Raw genomic sequence first — 21,459 nt, 5'->3', positions numbered from 1 at the left:
GTCGGCGAGCCAGCCGTGTGTCTGTGGGGAGAGACGTCCGGTCAGCACATGGCCGCTGCCGTCGGCGAGCCGCACCGCGGCGCCCAACAGCGGATGGTCCGCGCCGGCCAGGCCGAGGGCGCCGGGGTCCTTGCCGGACCCACCGGGGGCGTCCAGCCAGTAGCGCCGGCGCTGGAAGGCGTACGTGGGCAGATCGACCGTACGAGGCGGGGAGTCGGCCGGGAACGCGGCCGACCAGTCCACCTCGGCCCCGGCGATGAACGCCTGCGCGACCGACTTCGTGAGCTGGGCCAGGTCCCCGTGGTCCCGGCGCAGGGTGGGCACGGCGGTGGCGCCGCTCTCCGCGTGCTCGAAGCTCTCCCGCATTGCCATGGTGAGGACGGGATGGGTGCTGGCCTCGATGAACACCCGGTGGCCATCGGCCAGCAGCGCCTGCACCGCGTCGGCGAACCGCACCCGCTCGCGCAGATTCCGCACCCAATATCCCGTGTGCAGCGTGGACGCATCGGCCCGGCCACCGGTCACGGTGGAGTAGAACACCACCCCGGACTCGGACGTGCCCACCGGCTCAACTCCCTTGAGCAGCTCGGTGAGTTCCTCCGCGATCTCATCGACCTGGGGGCTGTGCGAGGCATAGTCCACTTCGATCATCCGCGCCCGCTCGCCCGCCTCCCGGCAGGCGGTCACGGTAGCGGCCACCTGCTCCGGCGGCCCGGACACCACCGTGGACTCGGGCCCGTTCACCACCGCCACCACTACCGCGTCGGGCTGATCCGCGAGCCCGGACAGCAGCTCCGTGGCCTGTTCCTCACCCACACCGAGGGAGGCCATGGCCCCGCCTCCGGCGAGTCGCCGCAAGGCCCGGCTGCGCAGCGCCACGACCTTGGCGCCGTCCTCCAGGGACAGGGCTCCCGCCACCACGGCCGCCGCGATCTCGCCCTGGCTGTGGCCGACGACGGCGGCGGGCCGCACTCCGTACTCGGCCCATACGGCGGCCAGGGACACCATCGCCGCCCAGAGCACCGGCTGCACCACGTCCACCCGGCTCAGCTCGGCGGCGCCTTCGGCCCCCCGCAGGACATCCGTGAGCGACCAGTCCACATGGGGTGCGAGCGCTCGTTCGCACTCCGCCACCCGGGCGGCGAACACCGGTGAGGCGTCCAGCAGTCCGGCACCCATCCCGGCCCACTGCGAGCCCTGCCCGGGGAAGACCAGCACCGGGCCCGCGCCACCCGTGGCGGCGGCCGTGCCCGTATGCACCACGCCCGGGTGGGTGCCCTCGGTCGCCAACGTCTGGACGGCGGAGGTGAGTTCGTCGCGGCTCTCGCCGACCACCACCGCGCGGTGCTCGAACGCCGTCCGGGTGGTGATCAGCGACCAGCCCACCTCCTGGTGTGTCGGCGTGTTGTCGGCGGCCATGCGGGCGGCCAGCTCCCGGGCCTGCCCCCGAAGGGCCTCGGCGCTCCGGGCGGAGAGCACCCAGGGCACCGGCCGGTCGCCCTCGTCCGTTCGCGCCCCGGCGGGTGCGGGGTCCGGCTCGGGGGCCTGTTCCACGATCAGATGCGCGTTGGTACCGCTGATGCCGAAGGAGGACACACCCGCGCGGCGGGGACGTTCGTCGCGCGGCCACTCCACCGGCTCGGTCAGCGGGCGCACCGCGCCGCTGTCCCAGTTGACATGCGGGCTGGGCGCGTCGATGTGCAAGCTGGCGGGCAGCAGTCCGCGCCGCAGGGCCATCACCATCTTGATGACGCCCGCCACGCCGGCGGCGGCCTGGGTGTGGCCGATGTTGGACTTCAGCGAGCCCAGCCACAGGGGCCGGTCTCCGGTCCGTTCCTGCCCGTAGGTGGCGAGCAGGGCCTGGGCCTCGATCGGGTCGCCGAGGGTGGTTCCAGTGCCATGCGCCTCGACGGCGTCCACCTCGGAGGGCGACAGCCGGGCGTCGGCGAGGGCTTGGCGGATCACCCGCTGCTGGGAGGGGCCGTTGGGCGCGGTCAGGCCGTTGGAGGCGCCGTCCTGGTTGACGGCCGAGCCCCGGATCACCGCCAGCACCCGGTGGCCCTCCCGCCGGGCGTCGGAGAGCCGTTCCAGGAGCAGCAGGCCGACCCCCTCGGCCCATCCGGTGCCGTCGGCCGCCGCCGCGAACGGCTTGCACCGCCCGTCGGGGGCCAGCCCCCGCTGACGGGAGAAGCCGGTGAACATGCCGGGGGCGGCCATCACCGTCACCCCTCCGGCCAGGGCCAGCGCACACTCGCCCTGCCGCAGTGCCCGCACCGCCAGATGGACGGCCACGAGCGACGACGAACACGCCGTGTCCACCGACACCGCGGGCCCCTCCAGGCCGAAGGTGAACGCCACCCGGCCGGACACCACGCTCGGGGTGCCGCCGGTCAGCAGATGGCCGTCGAGTCCCTTGGGCGCCTCGTGCAGCCGGGGGCCGTAGTCCTGGGCCGTCACGCCGACGAACACGCCGGTCGGGCTGGACCGGAGGGCGGTGGAGCGGATGCCCGCCCGTTCGAAGGTCTCCCACGCTGTCTCCAGCAGCAGCCGCTGCTGGGGGTCGGTGGCCAGCGCCTCACGGGGGCTGATGCCGAAGAACTCCGCGTCGAATTCCGCTGCGTCGTAGAGGAATCCGCCCTCGTGGGCGTAGCTGGTGCCGAGGCGGTCCTGGTCGGGGTCGAAGAGTCCGGCCAGGTCCCAGCCACGGTCCCGGGGGAACTCCCCGATGGCGTCGGCGCCCTCGGCCACCAGCCGCCACAGCGCCTCGGGCGAGTCGACCCCGCCCGGGAAGCGGCAGCCCATGGCGACCACCGCGATCGGTTCGGCGGCGTCGCCCGGCGTGGTGGCCATGGACGCGGCGGAGGTGGCAGGGGCGGTGTGGGCGCGCAGATGGTCGGCGACGGCGAGTGGCGTGGGGTGGTCGAAGGTGAGCGTGGCGGTCAGGGGCAGCCCGGTGGCCGCGCCGAGCCGCTCACTCAGTTCGGTCGCCGCGAGCGAGTCGAAGCCCAGCTCCTTGAAGGTGAGGCCGGGATCGATGGCGCCCGGCGCGGAGTGCCCGAGGACGAGGGCCACCTGCGTCCGCACGGTGTCCAGCGGATCGCGGCGCCACGCCGCGGCGGCGGGCTCGGCCGTCTCTTCCGTGGGCGGTGCCGGGTCCGGGGCGCCGTCGGTCCCGGTGGGGTGGGTGGCGGACGCGGTGGATTCGAGTGTCGTGCCGGGCCAGTAGCGGTCCCGCTGGAAGGCGTACGTCGGCAGGGCTACCCGCTGCCGGGGCTGCCCGGCGCAGGCCCGGTCCCAGGCCACTTCGGCGCCGCGGACATACGCCTGGGCCATGGCGGTGGCGAAGGTGCGCGCCTCGGGGCGGTCGCGGCGCAGCGCCGCCACGGCGGCCGGGCGCGCCTGCCCGGGGGCCGGTCCCGGCCGTGCGGTGAGGCATTCGCGGGTCATGGCGGTGAGCGGGGCGTCCGGTCCGAGTTCGAGGAAGGTGGTGACACCGGCGTCCAGAAGGGTGTGCACCCCGTCCATGAAGCGCACGGCGTGGCGGGCGTGCCGGGCCCAGTAGCCGGGCGAGGCGAGTTGTGAGGCGGTGGCGAGCCGTCCCGTCACATTGGAGACGAGGGGGATGGCCGGTGCGGAGAATGCTAGTTGCGAGGCGACGGCGCGCAGTTCGTCGAGCATGCCGTCCATATGCGGCGAGTGGAAGGCGTGGCTGACCTTCAGCAGCCGGGCCTTGCGGCCACGCTCGCGCCAGACGGCGGCGGCCGCGTGGACGGCGTCGTGGTCACCCGAAATCACCACGGACGAGGGCCCGTTGACGGCGGCGATGTCCAGCCGGTCCTCCCATCCGGCGAGCAGTCCGGCGGCCTCGTCCGCGTCGGCCTGAAGCGCGGCCATGGCCCCCTTCGCCATGACCGACTGCATCAGCCGGCCGCGGGCGGCCACCAGAGCGCAGGCGTCAGGCAGGGTGAGCACACCGGCCACATGGGCCGCGGCGATCTCGCCGACCGAGTGGCCCATCACATGGCCGGGGGTCAGCCCCCAGGATTCGGCCAAGCGGTACAGGGCCACCTCGATGGCGAACAGCGCGGGCTGGGTGTACGAGGTCCGGTCGAGCAGCGCCGCCCGCGGGGAGGGAGCCCTGGCGGACATCACCTCGTGCAGCGGCTCCGCCAGCCGTGCGTCCAGGCAGTCGCACACCTCGTCCAGCGCCGCGGCGAAGACCGGATAGGCGGCATACAGCTCACGGCCCATGGCCGCTCGCTGGCTGCCCTGGCCGCTGAAGAGGAAGGCGAGGCCGCCATCCGTGGTCCTGCCCCGCACCGCTCCGGGGGTCTCCGCGCCCCCGGCCAGCGCGTCCAGCCCGCTCAGCAGCTCGTCGGTGTCCTCGCCGAGGAGCACGGCTCGGTGGTCGAAGGCGGTGCGGGTGGTGGCCAGGGAGTGTGCGATGTCGGCCGGGGAGAGGGCGGGGTGGTCCGCCAGATGGTCGCGCAGCCGCCCGGCCTGGGCGCGCAGTGCCGCGGGAGTCTTCGCGGAGATCGGCCAGACCACCACAGGGGGCGCGGGGGTGGCCGGTGCGCGCACGGAGGCCGGTACGGGCACGGAGGCGGGCGCGGGTACGGAGGCAGACGCATAGGCGGGCGCTTCGCCGAGGACGAGATGGCAGTTGGTGCCGCCCATGCCGAAGGAGCTGACCCCGGCGAGCAGGGGCAGGTCCGGGCGGGGCCAGTCGCCGAGCCGGTCCTGGACCCGCAAGCCGAGCTCGGTCAGCGGGATTCGCGGGTTCGGGGTGGTGAAGTGGAGGCTGGCCGGGAGCAGGCGGTGCTTGATGCCGAGGGCGGTCTTGAGGAGGCCGACGATGCCGGCGGCGCCTTCGAGGTGGCCCACATTGGTCTTGGCGGAGCCGACGAGCAGAGGTGTGCCGTCCGTTCGGGCGGTGCCGAGCGCGGCGCCGAGTGCCGCCGCTTCGACGGGGTCGCCGACGGGGGTTCCGGTGCCGTGCAGTTCGACGTATTGGACGTCGTCGGGTGCGACTCCGGCCCGCCGGTGGGCGGTGCGCACCACGTCCTCCTGGGCCGCCGGGCTGGGGGCCGTCAGTCCGTCGGTGGCGCCGTCGTTGTTGATGGCTCCGGCGTGGATGACGCAGTACACCGGGTCGCCGTCGCGTACGGCCGCGGCGAGTGGTTTGAGGAGGACCGCCGCGCCGCCCTCACCGCGGACGAAGCCGTTGGCGCGGGCGTCGAAGGTGTGGCAGCGCCCGTCCGGGGAGAGCCCGCCGAACTGGGCGGCGGCTGCCGTCATGCTGTCCTCGGTGAGGATGAGGTTGACACCGCCGGCCAGCGCCAGGGTGCACTCCCCGCGCCGCAGGCTCTCGCAGGCGGTGTGGACGGCCACCAGCGAGGACGACTGTGCGGTGTCGACGGTGAGGCTGGGGCCGCGTAGACCGTAGCCGTAGGAGACCCGGTTGGCGATGATGCTGCGGTGGACACCGGTCATGGCGTGCCGGGTGGCCGCGGTGGTGTCCCGGCGCAGCAGGGTGGCGTACTCGTCCCAGATGGCGCCGACGAACACCCCGGTCGGGGTGTCCTTCAGTGTTCCGGGGCGGATTCCCGCGTCCTCGAACGACTCCCAGGCGAGTTCGAGTATCAGCCGCTGCTGAGGGTCCATGGCCGTCGCCTCGCGGGGCGAGATGCCGAAGAAGGAGGCGTCGAAGGTGTCGACACGGTCCAGGAAGCCGCCGTACCAGGCCGGGGCGGGCCGGTCGGGGCCGTCGGTGGCGGGGCCGTCGGCAGCGGCACCGCCGACAGTGGCGGTGCCGGTCCGGCGGCGGTCCTCCGGCATGGTGGTGACGGCGTTCCCGCCCTCCCGCAACAGCCGCCAGAAGGCTGACGGACTGGGTGCGTGCGGCAGGCGGCAGGCCATTCCCACCACGGCGATGGGCTCCGCTTGCTGAGGTGTCCGGGTCGGCGCGGCGCTATCCATCGCACCCCATATGGCGCTGGGAGAACATCTGCGTGTTCTGGGTCATGGGCGGCACTCCCGCTCCGGATTGATGATCGGTGCGAGCACGTGGCCCATCGTGGTGCGCGGCTCTAAAGCAAGACCAAATAGGCCACGGCCGGTGACTTTAGAGACGCGTTACCGGAACCCATGACCATCGCTGAGCGGGTGAGCCCTTTATGCGCCCTTGGCCGCCCCGATCTCCGAGCACACAGGAGGAGTGTCATGACATCTCCATCGGCCGTGCCACCAGGCGGCACGGTGTCGGACTACTACAGCTCGCTGGGACCGCTTCTACAGATGGCGTGGGACGACAACTTCCACTTCGGCTACTGGGACGGCCCGTCCGATACCCGTTCGGTCCAGGAGGCCACCGATCGCTTCACGGATCTGCTGATCGAACGGCTGCGGGTGGGGGCGGGAGACCGGGTACTGGATGTCGGCTGCGGTATCGGGAAACCCGCGATGCGGGTGGCGACCGCCACCGGCGCCCATGTCCTGGGCATCACGATCAGCGAGCTTCAGGTCAAACAGGCGACCGAATCCGCCCGGCTGGCCGATCTGTCCCACCAGGTGGCATTCCAATACGCCGACGCCATGGCCATGCCTTTCGACGACGCGGCTTTCGACGCCGTACTCGCATTCGAATCGATCAATCACATGGACCGCCCGACGGCGCTGCGCGAGATGGCCCGGGTGCTGGGATCCGGGGGCCGGGTGGTGCTCACGGATGTCACCCCGCCGAGCGACGGCAGTTACCAGCCGGACGCCGATCCCGATGTGGTCACCTCGCTGACCCGGCTGGAGGACTGGCCCGGTCTGATCGGTGACGCGGGGCTGGTGCTCGATGAGTTGACCGACGTCACCGAGAACACGAAGGACACCGCCAACCGGATGATCGACGGTATCCTGCGCTGCCGCCGGGAGTTCGAGGCGCGGCACGGAGTCAGCGTCCAGGAGGTACTGGACGCCGCCAAGTCGGCGCTCCCCACCGTGCCGAGCGCCGGCTGCGCGATCGTGGTGGCCCACAAGCCCTGAATCGCCAACAAACCTGACGGTTATTCGACACCCTCTTCATGGGTCCCGCGGAGCCGGAATTCTTCACTCCTCATCAAAGCGGCACCAAGGGGCCCATGATCTCGCAGGATTCGCTTGTCCCGGCCGATGCGATCCGCGTATTCTCATTCGCGGACTGCACCACCTCAAGTGCGGGATATCCGGACTCCGATCTTCCGGACGCATTGCGAATACCCGCTCCGCACCGTCGAGGACGCCGACTCGAGGGCGCGTATATCCGGATTCTAGGTGAGGTGGGTAGTCATAGGACTTGCTTACGATGTGGGGCACCCGCCGAAGGCGTCCGATCTTGTCCGTTCTCCGATTCCTCGGCAGGGCCCGCGATAAAAGAGGGGTGAGTAATGGCAGTCGCGAACGGCGTGCGTCAGTGGATCCGGCGGCACCGCCCGTCCCCGCGCAGAGGGGCGCGACCGGACCACTTTCCACACGCAAGCGGCTCAGCAAGCGCCCACTTCCCATCCCCTCCGGGGTCGCCGGAATCCGGGGACGTGACAATTGCCGCGCGCCACCCGGACGGCCCGGGACGGCGATCCGCGCGGACCAACAGAGCCACCAGAGCCCGCCCCGCACAGGCGTGCGCCTCCGGAAGCAGACGGACATCGCCCTCGAAATCGAGGAAACACCCAGAAAACACCACGGGCACTTCCGGCAAAGGCGCCGACTGTCCCATGACCGCACTCGTCGGCGACTCGGATGGGGCACATCGTGCGATATGAGATCATGGGACCTCTCCGGGTGGTTGAAGGAGAGCGGAAATTAACCATCAGGGCGCGGAAGATCGAGGTCCTGTTGACCGTTCTTCTCGTCCGCGCCGATCAGGTGGTCCCGATCGACCAGCTCATCGCGGAGATCTGGGGGGAGTATCCGCCGCGCCGGGCGATCGCCGGGCTTCATGTGTATGTCTCCCAGATCCGTAAGTTCCTGCGCCGGCCCGGTCAGAGCGAAAGCCCCGTTCTCACCCGCCCCCCGGGATATGTCCTGCGGCTGGGCCCCGATCACCTCGACTTCCACTGCTTCGAACGGCTGGTGTGCGAGGGCCGGGATCATCTCAGGGAGCGGCGCTACCAGCAGGCCACGGCCACTTTCGAAAGCGCACTCGATCTCTGGCGCGATCCGCTGCTGGATGATGTATGCCATGGGCCGATCCTCGAAGGCTTTCAGACCTGGCTGAAAGAAGCCCGGCTGGAATGCATCGAGATGCTGACGGATTCCCGGCTCATGCTCGGCCGCCATCGCGAACTGGTCAGCGATCTGTACCAGTTGACCACCGAGCATCCTTTGCGGGAGGCACTCCACCGTCAGTTGATGCTGGCCCTCTACCGCTGTGGCCGCCGGGCGGACGCATTGCATGTGTATCAAGCGGCGCGCAAGACACTCAATGAGGAACTCGGGCTCGAACCGTGCCGGGCTCTGCAAGACATGCAGCGCGCCATCCTCACCTCGGATGACCGGCTGGAACTGCATGTTCCCGCATGAGGAAGACCGCGTAAGGAGGTGGACATATGAGCGATCACGTCAGTTATCTGTCCGACGGCAGCCCGATCGAGGTCGTCCTCGAAGGCGGACCGGACGATCTGCCCCGGGCATTCCGGACCGGGCGATCGACCCTCACCAGCAAGAAGCTCAAAATCCAGCATCGCGATGGATACGAGCACTTCGAACTCGTCAGCGATTCCGCTGACATCACCACAGCGATCTTTCGCTGGACCATGCGTACGAAAATCGCCGAGTAGCCTCCATGGCCCCGGAACCCCGGGATCGCCGACCGGTCACCGCCGACTCCCGATCCCGGGGCGGGGGCCGTGGCCAGGAGGTCCGTATGCTCACCTCACGATGGCGCGGCGCCGTGATCGCCGCGGTCGCGATATCGACAGCCCTTGCCGCACTGCCCGCCGGGCCCGCCTCGGCCCGGCCGTCCACCCAGCCCGGCGGCCCGCCCGGCGCCCACGTGGTGAACGGCCGTACTCAGCCGGTGTTCTCGTATCCGGATGCCGTGCGCGAGCACCTCATGGTCCGGACACCCGTCGACAGTGACGGCGATGGACACAGGGACCGGGTCGCGGTGGACATCATCCGGCCCAAGGAGACCCAGCAAGGTCTCAAGGTGCCGGTCATCATGTCGGCCAGCCCCTACAACGACACCGTGGGCCGCGGATTCGAGTCGGAGCGGAAGAGCTACGACGCCCAGGGCGCCCCGGCCAAGTTCCCCCTCTACTACGACAATTACTTCGTGCCGCGCGGCTATGCCGTGGTCGATGTGGATGTGACCGGGACCGGCAGATCCGACGGCTGTCTGACGGTCGGCGGCGCCTCCGACGTGGCGGCCGCCAAGGCGACGATCGACTGGCTGGGCGGCCGGGCCACGGCGCACGCGGCCGACGGCAGCGAGGTGAAAGCCTCCTGGTCCACCGGCAAGGTGGGCATGATCGGCCACTCGTACGAGGGCATGCTGGCCAACGCCGTGGCCGGCACCGGTGTGGAGGGGCTGGAGACCATCGTCCCGATCTCCGGGATCAGCTCGTGGTACGACTTCGCCCGCACCAACGGCGCCAAGCACTGGAATGATTTCGCCTCCTATCTGACGACGGCGCTGGACACCGATCCACCCCAGAAATGCCAGGCGGTGCGCGACCGGTTGCAGGCCGGCGAGGACGACGCCACCGGCAACTACAACGCCTACTGGCATGAGCGCAATTACATCGCGCGGCCGGCGCCCGAGGTGAACAAGGTGCGCGCGAGCGTCCTCGCGGCACACGACCTCAGCGACTACAATGTACGGATCGACCAGTTCGCCAACTGGTGGGCCCCACTGGCCGAGCGCGATGTGCCGCGCAAGCTGTGGCTGGGCCGCTACGGGCACACCGATCCGTTCGACTGGCCCGGTCGGCGCGCCCAGTGGGTCGATACCGTGCACCGATGGTTCGACCACTGGCTCTACGGCGTCCAGAACGGAATCATGGACGAGCCCCGGGTCGATCTCCAGACCGGCCCGACCACCTGGACCACCCAGGCCGACTGGCCCGCGGGCACCTCCTCGGTGCCCCTGCGCCCCGGGCCCGACGGCTCGCTGGCGCTGAGCCCCGGGAGCGGCACCGGGACCTTCACCGACACCAAGCTGAGCGAGGCGGATCTCACCGCCGACCCGTCGGCGAGCCGTCCGGGACGCCTGGCGTTCCTCACCCCGCCGCTGCGCACGGGGGTACGGCTGTCCGGCACGCCCACCGCGGATCTGCGGGTCACGCTCGACAAACCGACGTCGAACCTCACCGCGCTGCTGGTGGACTACGGCGAGGACGAACGGATCGACTGGAACCGCAACGAGCCGCAGAACAGGATCCATGACGGTCTCCAGGGGCTGGACGAGGAATCCTGCCACGGGGAGAGCACCGCCCGGGACGACGCCTGCTACCAGAAGACCGCCAATGTGACGGCGCGCAAATCCTCGGAGGTGATCGCCCGCGGCTGGATGGACGCCCAGAACCGCCACTCGCTCACCACCCCGGAGCCGCTGACCCCCGGCCGGTCCTACCGGATCGCCTGGAAGACACTGCCGAACGACTACGAGATCAAGCCGGGCCATCGGCTGGGGCTGGTCCTCGGCGGCACCGACGCCGACTTCCTCTATTTCGAGGATCCGACCGGGGCGAAGGTGACGGTGGACCTGGGCGGCAGCCATGTCACCGTACCGGTGACCGCCGCCGGTGGAATCGCCAAGTCCCTTCGCTGACAGGCGTGTTGACGGGGCCCGGGCCGCCACCGCGGTCCGGGCTCAGCCCTGGATCCAGGTGTGGATCACATGGGCGCCCAGGTCCGCGTACCCGTCGGCCATACGGTGGCCGCTCTCGTACCGGGCCGTGAGGTCGCCGTAGCGGATGTCCTCCCGCGCGGAGAAGCCCAGGCGGTGCAGGTCACGGGCGAGCTCGTCGGGGGTGAAGAAGCTGAGGAAGGGCTCACCGGCCTCGGCCGCCCATGCCGCGCGGGCCTCGTGCACGGCGCGGTGCTCCGGTGGCAGCGCGTCCGGCGGCTCGCCGTAGTCGAAGACGGCTCCGGAGCCGCCCGGCAGGCCCGCGATGAAGCCGAGCGTGTCCAGCACGGCGGTGTGCGTCAGATACGGCACCACCCCGAGCCAGATGAAGAACGCCGGGCGGGCCGGGTCGAAGCCCGCCGCCGTCAGCCCGTCGGCCAGGCTCCGCCGTTCGAAGTCGACCGATGCGAAGGTCAGCGAGGGCGGTAGGGGGATCTCCGTGGCGGCCAGCCGGCCGCGCTTCCACTCCTGGGTCGCGGGATGGTCCACCTCGAACACCCGCAGGCCCTCCGGCTCGTACGGATTGCGGCAGCCGAAGGTGTCGAGCCCCGCCCCCAGCGCCACCGCCTGCCGCACCCCGCGCGTCACGGCGGCGGCTACGGCGTCCTCGGCGAACCGCGCGCGGGCGGCCACGGACAGCCGCACATCCTCGCGCTCGGGCCGGAAGGCCGCCTCGATGAGGGGGTCGTCCGCGTCGGCGGCGAGGATACGGAGCGCCAGCGGATCGTAGAACACCCGGCCGCCCTCCAGTTGCTGGTGGGCCGCGCGGAACGCGGCGGCGCCGCGGGCGGTGATGCTGGGCCGGCCGTTCTGCATGGAGCGTCCTCCCCCGAGGTCCCGCCGTATGTCGCGAGCGACATACCCCATGGTGTCAGCTCCGCACCCCGCGCGCATCGCCAACCGCACATGTTCACAAGGGAGTTACGCGACGGACGTCGGCCTGGGGGCCGCCGGGGCCGCGGCGCCGCGCGGCGGGCGCGCATTGTCCCATCGATGGGCGCCGAACAGCGGGCAGCCGGGCCCATCGGGTACATCCCGTCGGCCGAACCGGTGAAGCTCCCCCTCACTCCGCAACCCCTCCGGATGTCGTGCAATAAATATGACAATCCGACAATCAGAACAAAAGGGTCCGGCATGGCCCGGACCAGTGCGGAGTGCACCGTGTCCCATCACCCACGCCATCGGACGGCGCTTCTCGCCGTTGCCCTGCTCGGCGCCGCCACCGCGTGCGGCAGCGGGACACCGGCCACCCCCAAGGCCGAGGAGAAGCCGTCGAGAACCGCACCGGCCAGGAGCGGGACCATGAAGGGCTTCACCCTGGTGGCCACCGGCGATCTGCTGGTGCATGCCTCGGTCATCCGGCAGGCACAGGCGGACGCGGGCGGTGACGGCTATGACTTCCAGCGCATGATCCGGGCGGCCGCGCCCGTCGTCGCCCAGGCCGACCTGGCCATCTGCCATATGGAGACCGTCTACGGGGCCGCCCACGGGCCGTTCACCGGCTATCCGACCTTCAAGACGCCTCCGCAGCTCGCCTCGGCCGTCAAGAGGCTCGGCTACGACTCCTGCTCCACCGCCTCCAACCACACCCTCGACGCCGGTCCCGAGGGGGTGGTCCGCACCCTCGACGCCATGGACAAGGCCGGCCTCAAGCACGCCGGATCGGCCCGTTCCGCCGCGGAGAGCACCCGTCCCACGATGATGCAGGCCGGTGGCGCCAAGGTCGCCCAGCTCGCCTACGCCTACGGCACCAACGGCATCCCGGTCCCCAAGGGCAAGCCGTGGCTGGTCAACCTCATCAATCCGGCGCGGATCATCAAGGACGCCCGGGCCGCGCGGCGCGCCGGGGCCGATGTGGTCGTCGTCAGCGTGCACTGGGGCACCGAATGGCAACAGGCGCCCGACAAGCTCCAGCTCTCGCTCGCCAAGAAGCTCACCGCCGCCAAGGACGGGGGCCGCCGCGACATCGACCTGATCATCGGCACCCATGCCCATATCCCCCAGGCGTACGAGAAGGTCAACGGCACCTGGGTGGTCTACGGCATGGGGGACCAGATCGCCGGGGTCATGCCCGACAAGCGCGGCCAGATGGGCTCGGCGGCCCGCTTCACCTTCGCCCCGCCCAGCGCCCAGGGCAAGGCGTGGGAGGTGAAGAAGGCGGAGTACATTCCGCACGCCGTGGACAACGATCCGATCTCCCTGGTGAACCTGCCCCGGGCCCTGGAGAAGAGCCCCGGCAACCGGGGCTACACCAGCGCCCTGAGCACCATCCAGGAGGCGGTGCTCAGCCGGGGCGCCAAGAAGGACGGCCTGACGATGGGCCGTTGAGCCCGGCCCGCTTCCCGTTGGCCCCGGCCCGCTCCCCCTTCCCTTGGCCCCGGCCCGCTTCCCGTGGCGCTACGGCTCGGGCTGGTCCGGACGGCCCGGCTCGCCCGGCTGCTCCGTTCGGCCCGGCTGCTCCGCCTGCCCCCCGGCCCGCTGCGCCTCCTGGGTGTGGAAGGCCAGTTTCTCGTTCTCCACATCGACGCGGACATGGCTGTGGGCCGGCAGCGTGCCGCCGAGCAGCATCCGGGAGAGCGGATTGTCGACCTCGCGCTGGATGATGCGGCGCAGCGGCCGGGCGCCGTACTCCGGCTGGTGTCCATGCCGGGCCAGCCACTCGACGGCGGGCGGGGTGAACTCCACGCTGACGTCCTGGGCGCGCAGCCGGCGCCGGGTCTCCTCCAGCAGCACATCGGCGATCTGCCGGAGCTGGTCGTCGGCGAGCCGGCGGAAGATGACGACCTCGTCGATGCGGTTGAGGAACTCCGGCCGGAAGTGCTCCCGCAGCGGGCGCAGCACCCGCTCCCGGCGCGCCGCCTCGTCGGCCTCGTCGTCACCGCCGCCGAAGCCCAGGGGGCCACCGCGTCCGGTGATGGCCTCCGAGCCGAGGTTGCTGGTCATCACGATGACGGTGTTCTTGAAGTCGATGGTGCGGCCCTGGGCGTCCGTCAGTCTGCCGTCCTCGAGCACCTGGAGCAGGATGTTGAAGACATCGGGGTGCCCCTTCTCCACCTCGTCCAGGAGCAGCAGGGAGTAGGGCTGGCGGCGCACCGCCTCGGTGAGCTGCCCGGCCTCCTCGTGCCCGACGTATCCGGGGGGCGCGCCGACGAGCCGGCTGACGGTGTGCTTCTCCTGGTACTCGCTCATGTCGAGGCGGACCATGCGGTCCTCGCTGCCGAAGAGCGCCTCGGCCAGTGCGCGGGCCAGTTCGGTCTTGCCGACGCCGGTGGGGCCGAGGAAGAGGAAGCTGCCGCTGGGGCGGTTGGGGTCGGCCAGTCCGGCGCGGGCGCGCAGGACCGCGTCGGCCACGGCGGCCACGGCCTCCTCCTGCCCGACGACCCGTCGATGGAGGTGTTCCTCCAGGCCCAGCAGGCGTTCGCGCTCCTCCTGGGTGAGGCTGGCGACGGGGATTCCGGTCTGCCGGGAGACGATTTCGGCGATGTCCTCGACGGTGACCTCGGCGACCCGCCCGCCGTGGTACTGCGTACCGGATGCCTCGGCGATCCGGCTGTTCAGTTCGGCGATGCGGTCCCGCAGGGAGGTGGCGCGTTCATAGCTCTCGGACGCGACGGCCTGGTCCTTGTCCCGGGTGAGCTGCTCGACCTCCCGTTCCAGGGCGCGCAGATCGGTGCCGCGGCCGCTGGAGCGCAGCCGGACCCGGGCCCCGGACTGGTCCATGAGGTCGATGGCCTTGTCGGGCAGGAAACGGTCGGTCAGGTAGCGGTCGGAGAGCTCGACGGCGGCGAGCAGTGCCTCGTCGGTGTAACGGACCTGGTGATGGGCCTCGTAGCGGTCCCGGAGACCGTGCAGGATGGCGACGGCGTCCGCGGGGGTGGGCTCGGGGACCATGATGGGCTGGAAGCGGCGGGCGAGCGCGGCGTCCTTCTCGATGTACTGGCGGTACTCCCGGAGGGTGGACGCGCCCATCACATGCAGTTCGCCGCGGGCCAGCGCGGGCTTGAGGAGGTTGCTCGCGTCCATCTGGCCGCCCTCGGAGCCTCCGCCACCGGCGCCGACGACCGTGTGCAGCTCGTCGATGAAGATGATCAACTCGTCGGTGTTGGCGCGGATCTCATCGACGATGCCGGTGACCCGCTGCTCGAAGTCGCCGCGGAAGCGGGTGCCCGCCACGACGCTCGCGATGTCGAGCTGGACGACCCGGCGGCCGAGCAGGATGTCCGGCACATCGGCGTCGGTGATCCGCTGGGCGAGCCCCTCGACGACGGCCGTCTTGCCGACTCCGGCCTCGCCGATGAGGACGGGGTTGTTCTTGCCGCGCCGGGCGAGCACCTCGATGCTCTGCTCGATCTCCTCATCGCGGCCGATCACCGGGTCGATCCGCCCCTCGCGGGCCAGTTCGGTCAGATCGCGGCCGAACCGGTCGAGGTTCGGGGTCTTCCGCTGGTCCACGACGGGCCGCTGGTCGGCGGTGGGGGCGCTCGGCGTGAGACCGCCGGTCTGGGGCGGGCCGGGGGCCTTGGGTTCGAAGCGGGCGGCGCCCAGGATCTGCCCGGCGGTGGACTCGCGGTTGGCGGCGAGCGCGATCAGTACGTGTTCGGGGCCGATGTACGAGGAGCCGCGTGAGCGGGCAATCTCATGGGCGTCGAGCAGCGCCCGCTTGACGGCCGGGGTGACGGCGACCGAGTTGCGCGGCGGGCCGCCTCCCGCCTCCCGGTCGATGTCCGCGGCGATCCGGTCGGGGTCGGCTCCGGCGCGCGAGACCATGGTCCGGGTGGGCTCGGAGAAGAGCGCGGCCCGCAGTAGATGTTCGGTGTCGAGGTCGGTGCTGCCGTGTTCGGCGGCGTAGGACGCGGCGGCCGAGACGAGATGCCGCGCGTTCTCGCTCATCAGCCGCCCGAAGTCGACATGTCGTGAATCGGGCCGCTGGCCGGCCGGCCCGGTCCCGAGGAAGCGTGCGAGGAAGTCGCCGAGTGGATCCGGCCCGAAGTCCTCGGGCCCCTTGTCAGGGCCCCCATTCCCGCTGCCCATGCGACCAGTTTAAGGGCGATTGACACCGATGTCCGTTCGTGGGCGGTTTCGCGGGCGGCGGGCATCGGCGACGCCGGGCCCCGCCCCGGGCCCTTCGACTCTCCGTGCGGCGCGGTCAGGGCTCCGCCCCGTGGCGTTCGAGGACGACCAGGGCGGCGTCATCGCCCTGGTGGCCGCCGGTGTGGGAGAGCAGATCGCGGCGCAGTCGGTCGACGAGGTGCTGGGGTCCGGAGCCGTTCCATCCGGGGAGCCGTTCGGCGAGCGGGTAGAAGGTGCCCTCGCTGTTCCGCGCCTCGATGACCCCGTCGGTGTACAGCAGCAACTGATCGCCCTCCTCGAAGGGGAAGACCTCGCTGTGGTACCGGTCGGCCACCAGATGACCGAGGCCCAGCGGCAGTGCGGGCGCATGGCCCTCGAGCGCCTTCATACCCGAGTCGCTCAGCATGATCGGCGGTGGATGTCCGCAGTTGACGAGCCGGACCACCGACTGGTCGTCGGGGATCTCCAGCACGGCGGCGGTGACGAACGACTCCCCTGCCCCGGGGGCCTTGTCGGGGGGTTCGGTCCGCTCGGCGGACAGGGCGGTGTCCAGGTGGGCCGCCAGATCGGTCAGGGGCACGGGCCAGTGGGCCATCGCGCGGAAGGCGCCGAGCACCAGGGAGGCGTCCGCGACGGCGGTCAGCCCGCTGCCCCGGACATCGCCGATGATCAGGCGGGTGGCGTTGGAGGTGCGCGCCGCCGCGTACAGATCGCCGCCGATCTCCGCCCCCGGCTCGGCCGCGAGATAGACCGAGGCGATCAGCAGCGGGCCGACCCGGACGGGAAGCGGACGCAACAGGACCCGCTGCGCCACATCGGCCACCGCCCGCACCCGGTTCAGCTCGCGCATATGCCGGTCGAGGACCGCGCGGAACAGCACGATCATCGCCGAGACCAGGGCCAGGGTGATCACCTCGGTCAGCCGGCCGGGGTAGCCGAGGTAGCCCTCCGAGGCGTTCACCGCGATCTGGGCGGCGACGGCCAGGAGCCCGACGCAGCCGGTGAGCAGGGGTCCGGCGAACGAGGCGGTCATGGCGGGGGCCGCGATCAGCAGCGGGCTGAGCCGGACGCTCGACGGGGACAGCACATCGCCGAGCGTGATCAGCGCGATGAGCAGCAGGGGGATCACGACCAAGACGCGGGTACGCCACCTTGGCCGGCGCAGATCCGAATGACCCTGCCGCATGTGCACATCTACTGCTTACGCCTGCCCTTGCCCCCGCGCCAACCCCGCCCCGCCCCGCAGGGCACAACCGCGCCGCCGGAAGGGGCCCGGACCACCCGCGAAGCCGCGGGCTTCGCCGGGGAGACCACCGCCGCGTCCGGGAGGCGGCTGTCACACTTCCGGCCGCCGTCTCGTCCTCCCTCTCAGGCCGACGAGAGGATCAGGACATGGCAGAGCTGACCGACTTCGAACAGCAGCGCGACCGGCTGTGGGCCGTCGCCTATCGCATCACCGGCTCGGTCGCCGACGCCGATGACGCGGTGCAGGAGACCTGGCTGCGCTGGCAGGCGCTGCCCGCGGACGAGGTCGCCGACCCCCGCGCGTATCTGACCACCGTCATCAGCCGGATCTGCTACGACCTGCTGCGGTCGGCGCGGGTGCGGCGCGAGGCGTACGTCGGCCCCTGGCTGCCCGAGCCGGTGGTGGCGACCGGTGGTCCGGAGGACCGGGTGACGCTCGACGAGTCGGTGGGGCTGGCGCTGCTGACCGTGCTGGAGCGGCTGACCCCGGCCGAGCGGACCGCGTTCATCCTGCACGATGTCTTCTCGGTGCCGTTCCCCGAGATCGCCGAGGTCGTCGGCCGCAGCCCGGAGTCCGTACGAAAGCTGGCCTCCCGGGCGCGCAAGCGGGTCCGGGAGGAGGCACCGCGGCGCTCGGTGGACCGCGCGGAGCACCGGCGGGCGGTGGACGCGTTTCTCCAGGCGGTCCTGGGCGGCGACATGGACGGGCTGCTGGAGATCCTGGATCCGGAGGTCGTCTGGCGTTCGGACGGTGGCGGCAAGGTGGCGGCGGCCCGGATCCCGGTGCTGGGCAACGAGAAGGTGGCCCGCTTCGCCCAGGGTCTGGCCCGGGGCTTCGACCCGGCCACGATGGTGGTGCACCATTGCGCCGTCAACGACGCCCCGGGCCTGGTCATCGCCGACCGCGCGGCCGGCCAGGCCGTGGTCTTCGCGTTCTCCGTGCACCAGGGTCTGATCACCGAGATCGACGTGGTCGTCAACCCCGACAAGCTCCGCCATCTCGACCTGCCGAACCTGTGACCGGCATCACCGTCACATCTGGAGCCGCCATGTCGTCCTCCTCATGAACACCACCCGAGAAGGAGGCCGCCGGTATGGAGAAGCAGCAGGTCCTGGTACTCGGCGCGGGCTATGCGGGGCTGATGGCCGCCCTGCGGCTGGCCCCGCACACCCGCGTCACCCTGGTCGATCCCAGCACCGCTTTCACCGAGCGCATCCGGCTGCACGAGCGGGCCGCCGGACGGCCCGACATCACCCATCCGCTGGACACGCTGACGCGGCGGGCCGGCATCGCCCACGTGGCCGCCCGCGCCACCCGGATCGACCCGGCCGCCCGGCAGGTCACCACCGACGACGGCCGCCGGATTCCGTACGACCGGCTGGTGTACGCGCTCGGCAGCCGCACCCCCGACCCAGGTGAGCGCGCCTTCACCCCGGAGACGGCGGCCGAACTGCACAAGCGGCTGCTGGACGGCCCGGGTGAGCTGACGGTGGTCGGCGGGGGACTCACCGGCATCGAGCTGGCGGCCGAGATCGCCGAGTCCCAGCACACCTGGAAGGTCCGGCTGATCACCGGCGAGGAGGTCGGCACCGGGCTGTCGGCGAAGGGCCGCGCCCATGTCCGGGCGACGCTCACCGGGCTCGGTGTGCGGATCGAGGAGGGCCGCCGGGTGGCGGGTCCCGAGGACATCGACACCGACGCGGTGGCCTGGGCCACCGCGATGACCGCGAACACCGCCCTGGCCGAGGCCGCCGGGATCGCACTCGACGCCACCGGCCGCGTCAGCGTCGACGGCGCCCTGCGCTCGGTGTCCCATCCGGAGATCTACGCGGTGGGCGACTCGGCGGCCATGACCACCCCCGCCGGAGGTGCCCTGCGCATGGCCTGTGCCACCGCGCTCCCGGCCGGTTCGCACGCCGCCTCCTCGATCATCGCCGAGGCGCGGGGGCGGCAGCCGGAGCCACTGCGCTTCCGCTTTGTGGTCCAGTGCGTGAGCCTGGGCCGCCGGGACGGGCTGATCCAGTTGGTGCGGGCGGACGACTCCCCGCGCGAGCGGGTGGTGCGCGGCGGCCTGGCCGCACGGACCAAGGAGCGGGTCGTGCGCTCCACGGTCAGCATGCTGCGGCTGGCGGCGCGGCGCCCCGGGGCCGTGCCCCTCATCCCCGGGATGAGCTGATCCCCCGCGATGAGTTGAGTCCCCGGGATGGGCCGAGGGGTCGCGCAGCCGCTGAGCGCTCCGCCGGAAGTGTGGCGATGCGTCGTCGGCCGACCGCGGCGCCGTCGTGGCTGGTCCCACGCGGCGGAGCCGCACATCGACACAGCCGCGGCGGAGCCGCACATCGACGCCGCCCCGCGCCCCTTCGGGGCGCCGCCCGAACCGTAGCGGACTTCCTCCGGCCTGCTCAGAAGGGGTAGTGCGCGTGCTGGGTGGCGAGGGTGATCCAGCGGGTGTCGCTGAACGCCTCGATGCCCCAGCGGCCACCGAACCGCCCGTACCCCGAGTGCTTGACGCCACCGAACGGGGCCTGTGGCTCGTCCGCCACCGACTGGTCGTTGATATGCACGATGCCGGTCCGGATACGGCGGGCGACCTTGAGCCCATGAGTCCCGTTCTCGGTGATGATGCCGCAGGTCAGGCCGTGGTCGGTGGCGTTGGCCAGGGCCACGGCCCGGTCGTCGTCGGCGAAGGTGGCGACCACGCAGACCGGCCCGAACGCCTCGGCCCGGTGGATGTCCATGTCCGGGGTGACACCGCCGAGCACCGTCGCCGGGTGGACCGCGCCGTCCGGTTCGCCACCGCCGGTGAGCACCGTGGCGCCCTTGTCCACCGCGTCCTTCACCAGGGCCGCCACCCGGCGCGCCGAGGCGGCCGCGACCAGCGGGCCGACCACCGTGGCCGGGTCGGCCGGGTCGCCGCACGGCAGGGCGGCCACCTTGGCGGTGAACTTCGCGGTGAACTCCTCGGCGAGGCTCTCGTGGACGAGTATCCGGTCGCCCGACATACAGATCTGTCCGGAGTTCAGGAACACACCGAAGGTGGCGGCGTCCACCGCGTGGTCCACATCGGCGTCGTCCAGGACGATGATGGCGTTCTTGCCACCCAGCTCCAGCACGGCCGGTTTGAGGTAACGCGCGGCGAGTTCGCCGATGGTCCTGCCGACTCCGGTGGAGCCGGTGAAGTTGACGATCCGTACGCGCGGATCGGCGATGAGCGCCTCGGCCACCTCGGCGGCGTCCGCACGGGCGTTGGTGACCACATTGAGCACCCCGTCGGGCAGCCCGGCGTCGCGCAGCACATCGGCGACGAAGAACCCGCAGGCCAGCGGGGCGTCCTCGCTGGGCTTCAGCACGACCGTATTGCCTGCCGCCAGGGGCGCCGCGACGGCGCGGACCCCGAGGATGACCGGGGCGTTCCAGGGGGCGAAGGCCGCGACGACACCGGCCGGTTCGCGGACGGCGAGGCCGAGCGCGCCCGCCTCCTGGGCGCTGAGCACCTCACCGCGCGGGGCGGTGATCGCGGCGGCGGCCTCGCGGAGGATGGCCGCGGCCAGGCCCACGTTGAAGTGCGCCCAGGGCGCGGTGCCCCCGGTCTCCCGGGCCATGATCTCCGCGGCCCGGTCGGCGCGCGACTCCAGCAGATCCGCCGCGGTCAGGAAGATCCTACGGCGCTCGAACGGGGCCAGTTCCGCCCAGGCCGGGAAGGCGGCGTCGGCGGCGGCCACCGCCCGCGCCACGTCCTTTGCCCCGGCCGCCGCGACGGTGGCGAACACCTCACCGGTGTAGGGGTCGAGGTCCTCGGCGGTGCGCCCCGAGGCGGCCGGGGTGTCCTTGCCATCGATCAACAGGTCGCGGTGAAGGGTCATAGCGGATGTCCTTTACGGTCCCTCGCCCCGAAGAGCACGTTCGCGGAACGAACTTCAGTTCACCTGGCCGGACGTCAGTCTCCGCCGCGCCCCGGGCCGTCGTCAATGCGGAGGCGACGACGGGGCCACCGCACCCCGCCGGACGCCGTCACCGCCAGCACGCCCAGGAGGGCCGGCGCGGCGGCGGGAGCGAGGACCGTCCACGGGGCGCGCTCGGCGTAGGGGTGGTTCTCGGCCAGCAGCCGTCCCCACTCCGGTGACGGCGGCTGCGCGCCCAGGCCGAGGAAGCCCAGCGAGGCCAGGGCGAGCGCCGCGGCCGGCAGGCGCAGCAGGGCGTGCCGGACGACCGGGGGCAGCACCGCGGGCAGGATGTGGCGGCGCAGCAGATGGCGGCGGGAGGC

The 21,459-nt window shown here is 71.7% G+C and carries 13 protein-coding genes; 7 read left to right on the top strand and 6 right to left on the bottom strand.

The window, feature by feature from the left end; translation table 11 throughout:
* Positions 1 to 5,979, bottom strand: a 5,979-nt coding sequence (locus KN815_RS28495; protein ID WP_253209295.1) for a type I polyketide synthase, incomplete at its 3' end; no start/stop codon positions are given.
* Positions 5,980 to 6,222: 243 nt separating this feature from the next.
* Between KN815_RS28495 and KN815_RS28490 the strand changes: the two genes are divergently transcribed.
* From KN815_RS28490 to KN815_RS28475, 4 genes are all read left to right on the top strand, one after another.
* Positions 6,223 to 7,035 (top strand): SAM-dependent methyltransferase, encoded by an 813-nt coding sequence (locus KN815_RS28490; RefSeq protein WP_216344766.1) that lies wholly within the window; start codon positions 6,223 to 6,225, stop codon positions 7,033 to 7,035.
* A gap of 744 nt (positions 7,036 to 7,779) precedes the next feature.
* Entirely contained in the window at positions 7,780 to 8,550 is a 771-nt protein-coding gene (locus KN815_RS28485) for an AfsR/SARP family transcriptional regulator (RefSeq protein ID WP_216344765.1), read from the top strand.
* Between the two features lie 26 nt (positions 8,551 to 8,576).
* Positions 8,577 to 8,807, top strand: coding sequence for a DUF5988 family protein (locus tag KN815_RS28480; protein ID WP_059144666.1), 231 nt, complete (start codon positions 8,577 to 8,579; stop codon positions 8,805 to 8,807).
* Positions 8,808 to 8,893: 86 nt separating this feature from the next.
* Positions 8,894 to 10,801: a Xaa-Pro dipeptidyl-peptidase gene (locus KN815_RS28475; RefSeq protein ID WP_216344764.1), complete on the top strand. Its 1,908-nt coding sequence runs from the start codon at positions 8,894 to 8,896 to the stop codon at positions 10,799 to 10,801.
* Between the two features lie 42 nt (positions 10,802 to 10,843).
* On the opposite strand, the gene KN815_RS28470 is transcribed toward KN815_RS28475, so the two are convergent.
* Positions 10,844 to 11,695 carry a class I SAM-dependent methyltransferase gene (locus KN815_RS28470; RefSeq protein WP_216344763.1) on the bottom strand — a complete coding sequence of 284 codons (852 nt, stop codon included), beginning with the start codon at positions 11,693 to 11,695 and terminating at the stop codon, positions 10,844 to 10,846.
* A gap of 318 nt (positions 11,696 to 12,013) precedes the next feature.
* On the opposite strand from KN815_RS28470, the gene KN815_RS28465 reads away from it, so the two are divergent.
* The gene (locus KN815_RS28465; RefSeq protein ID WP_216344762.1) at positions 12,014 to 13,207 is read left to right on the top strand and encodes a CapA family protein; all 1,194 of its coding nucleotides are present in this window, start codon (positions 12,014 to 12,016) and stop codon (positions 13,205 to 13,207) included.
* Between the two features lie 69 nt (positions 13,208 to 13,276).
* Here KN815_RS28465 and KN815_RS28460 read toward each other — a convergent pair whose 3' ends face one another.
* Entirely contained in the window at positions 13,277 to 15,910 is a 2,634-nt protein-coding gene (locus KN815_RS28460) for an ATP-dependent Clp protease ATP-binding subunit (protein ID WP_216344761.1), read from the bottom strand.
* Between the two features lie 115 nt (positions 15,911 to 16,025).
* Positions 16,026 to 17,135, bottom strand: coding sequence for a PP2C family protein-serine/threonine phosphatase (locus KN815_RS28455; RefSeq protein ID WP_216344760.1), 1,110 nt, complete (start codon positions 17,133 to 17,135; stop codon positions 16,026 to 16,028).
* A 206-nt stretch (positions 17,136 to 17,341) separates the two neighbouring features.
* Here KN815_RS28455 and sigJ point away from each other — a divergent pair, with 206 nt between their 5' ends.
* Together sigJ and KN815_RS28445 are read left to right on the top strand one after the other, a co-directional pair.
* Positions 17,342 to 18,214 (top strand): RNA polymerase sigma factor SigJ, encoded by an 873-nt coding sequence (gene sigJ, locus KN815_RS28450; protein WP_216344759.1) that lies wholly within the window; start codon positions 17,342 to 17,344, stop codon positions 18,212 to 18,214.
* Positions 18,215 to 18,288: 74 nt separating this feature from the next.
* Positions 18,289 to 19,371 carry an NAD(P)/FAD-dependent oxidoreductase gene (locus KN815_RS28445; protein ID WP_216344758.1) on the top strand — a complete coding sequence of 361 codons (1,083 nt, stop codon included), beginning with the start codon at positions 18,289 to 18,291 and terminating at the stop codon, positions 19,369 to 19,371.
* Positions 19,372 to 19,597: 226 nt separating this feature from the next.
* On the opposite strand, the gene KN815_RS28440 is transcribed toward KN815_RS28445, so the two are convergent.
* Positions 19,598 to 21,058, bottom strand: a complete 1,461-nt coding sequence (locus tag KN815_RS28440) for an aldehyde dehydrogenase family protein (RefSeq protein WP_216344757.1) — start codon at positions 21,056 to 21,058, stop codon at positions 19,598 to 19,600.
* Between the two features lie 74 nt (positions 21,059 to 21,132).
* Positions 21,133 to 21,459, bottom strand: a 327-nt coding sequence (locus KN815_RS28435) for an ABC transporter permease subunit (protein ID WP_216344756.1), incomplete at its 5' end; no start/stop codon positions are given.

It is taken from the genome of Streptomyces niphimycinicus (assembly GCF_018883605.1).
GTDB classification, from domain to species: Bacteria; Actinomycetota; Actinomycetes; order Streptomycetales; family Streptomycetaceae; genus Streptomyces; species Streptomyces niphimycinicus.
The sequence above is the reverse complement of the archived record's forward strand: the minus strand, read 5'-3'. Positions and strand labels throughout refer to the sequence as shown.

What these genes read in the sequence shown, in the direction of transcription:
- KN815_RS28490 (WP_216344766.1), top strand. Translation starts at nt 6,223, where the DNA reads ATGACATCTCCATCGGCCGTGCCACCAGGCGGCACGGTGTCGGACTAC.
- KN815_RS28480 (WP_059144666.1), top strand. Translation starts at nt 8,577, where the DNA reads ATGAGCGATCACGTCAGTTATCTGTCCGACGGCAGCCCGATCGAGGTC.
- KN815_RS28475 (WP_216344764.1), top strand. Translation starts at nt 8,894, where the DNA reads ATGCTCACCTCACGATGGCGCGGCGCCGTGATCGCCGCGGTCGCGATA.
- KN815_RS28470 (WP_216344763.1), bottom strand. Translation starts at nt 11,695, where the DNA reads ATGCAGAACGGCCGGCCCAGCATCACCGCCCGCGGCGCCGCCGCGTTC.
- KN815_RS28465 (WP_216344762.1), top strand. Translation starts at nt 12,014, where the DNA reads ATGGCCCGGACCAGTGCGGAGTGCACCGTGTCCCATCACCCACGCCAT.
- KN815_RS28460 (WP_216344761.1), bottom strand. Translation starts at nt 15,910, where the DNA reads ATGGGCAGCGGGAATGGGGGCCCTGACAAGGGGCCCGAGGACTTCGGG.
- KN815_RS28455 (WP_216344760.1), bottom strand. Translation starts at nt 17,135, where the DNA reads ATGCGGCAGGGTCATTCGGATCTGCGCCGGCCAAGGTGGCGTACCCGC.
- sigJ (WP_216344759.1), top strand. Translation starts at nt 17,342, where the DNA reads ATGGCAGAGCTGACCGACTTCGAACAGCAGCGCGACCGGCTGTGGGCC.
- KN815_RS28445 (WP_216344758.1), top strand. Translation starts at nt 18,289, where the DNA reads ATGGAGAAGCAGCAGGTCCTGGTACTCGGCGCGGGCTATGCGGGGCTG.
- KN815_RS28440 (WP_216344757.1), bottom strand. Translation starts at nt 21,058, where the DNA reads ATGACCCTTCACCGCGACCTGTTGATCGATGGCAAGGACACCCCGGCC.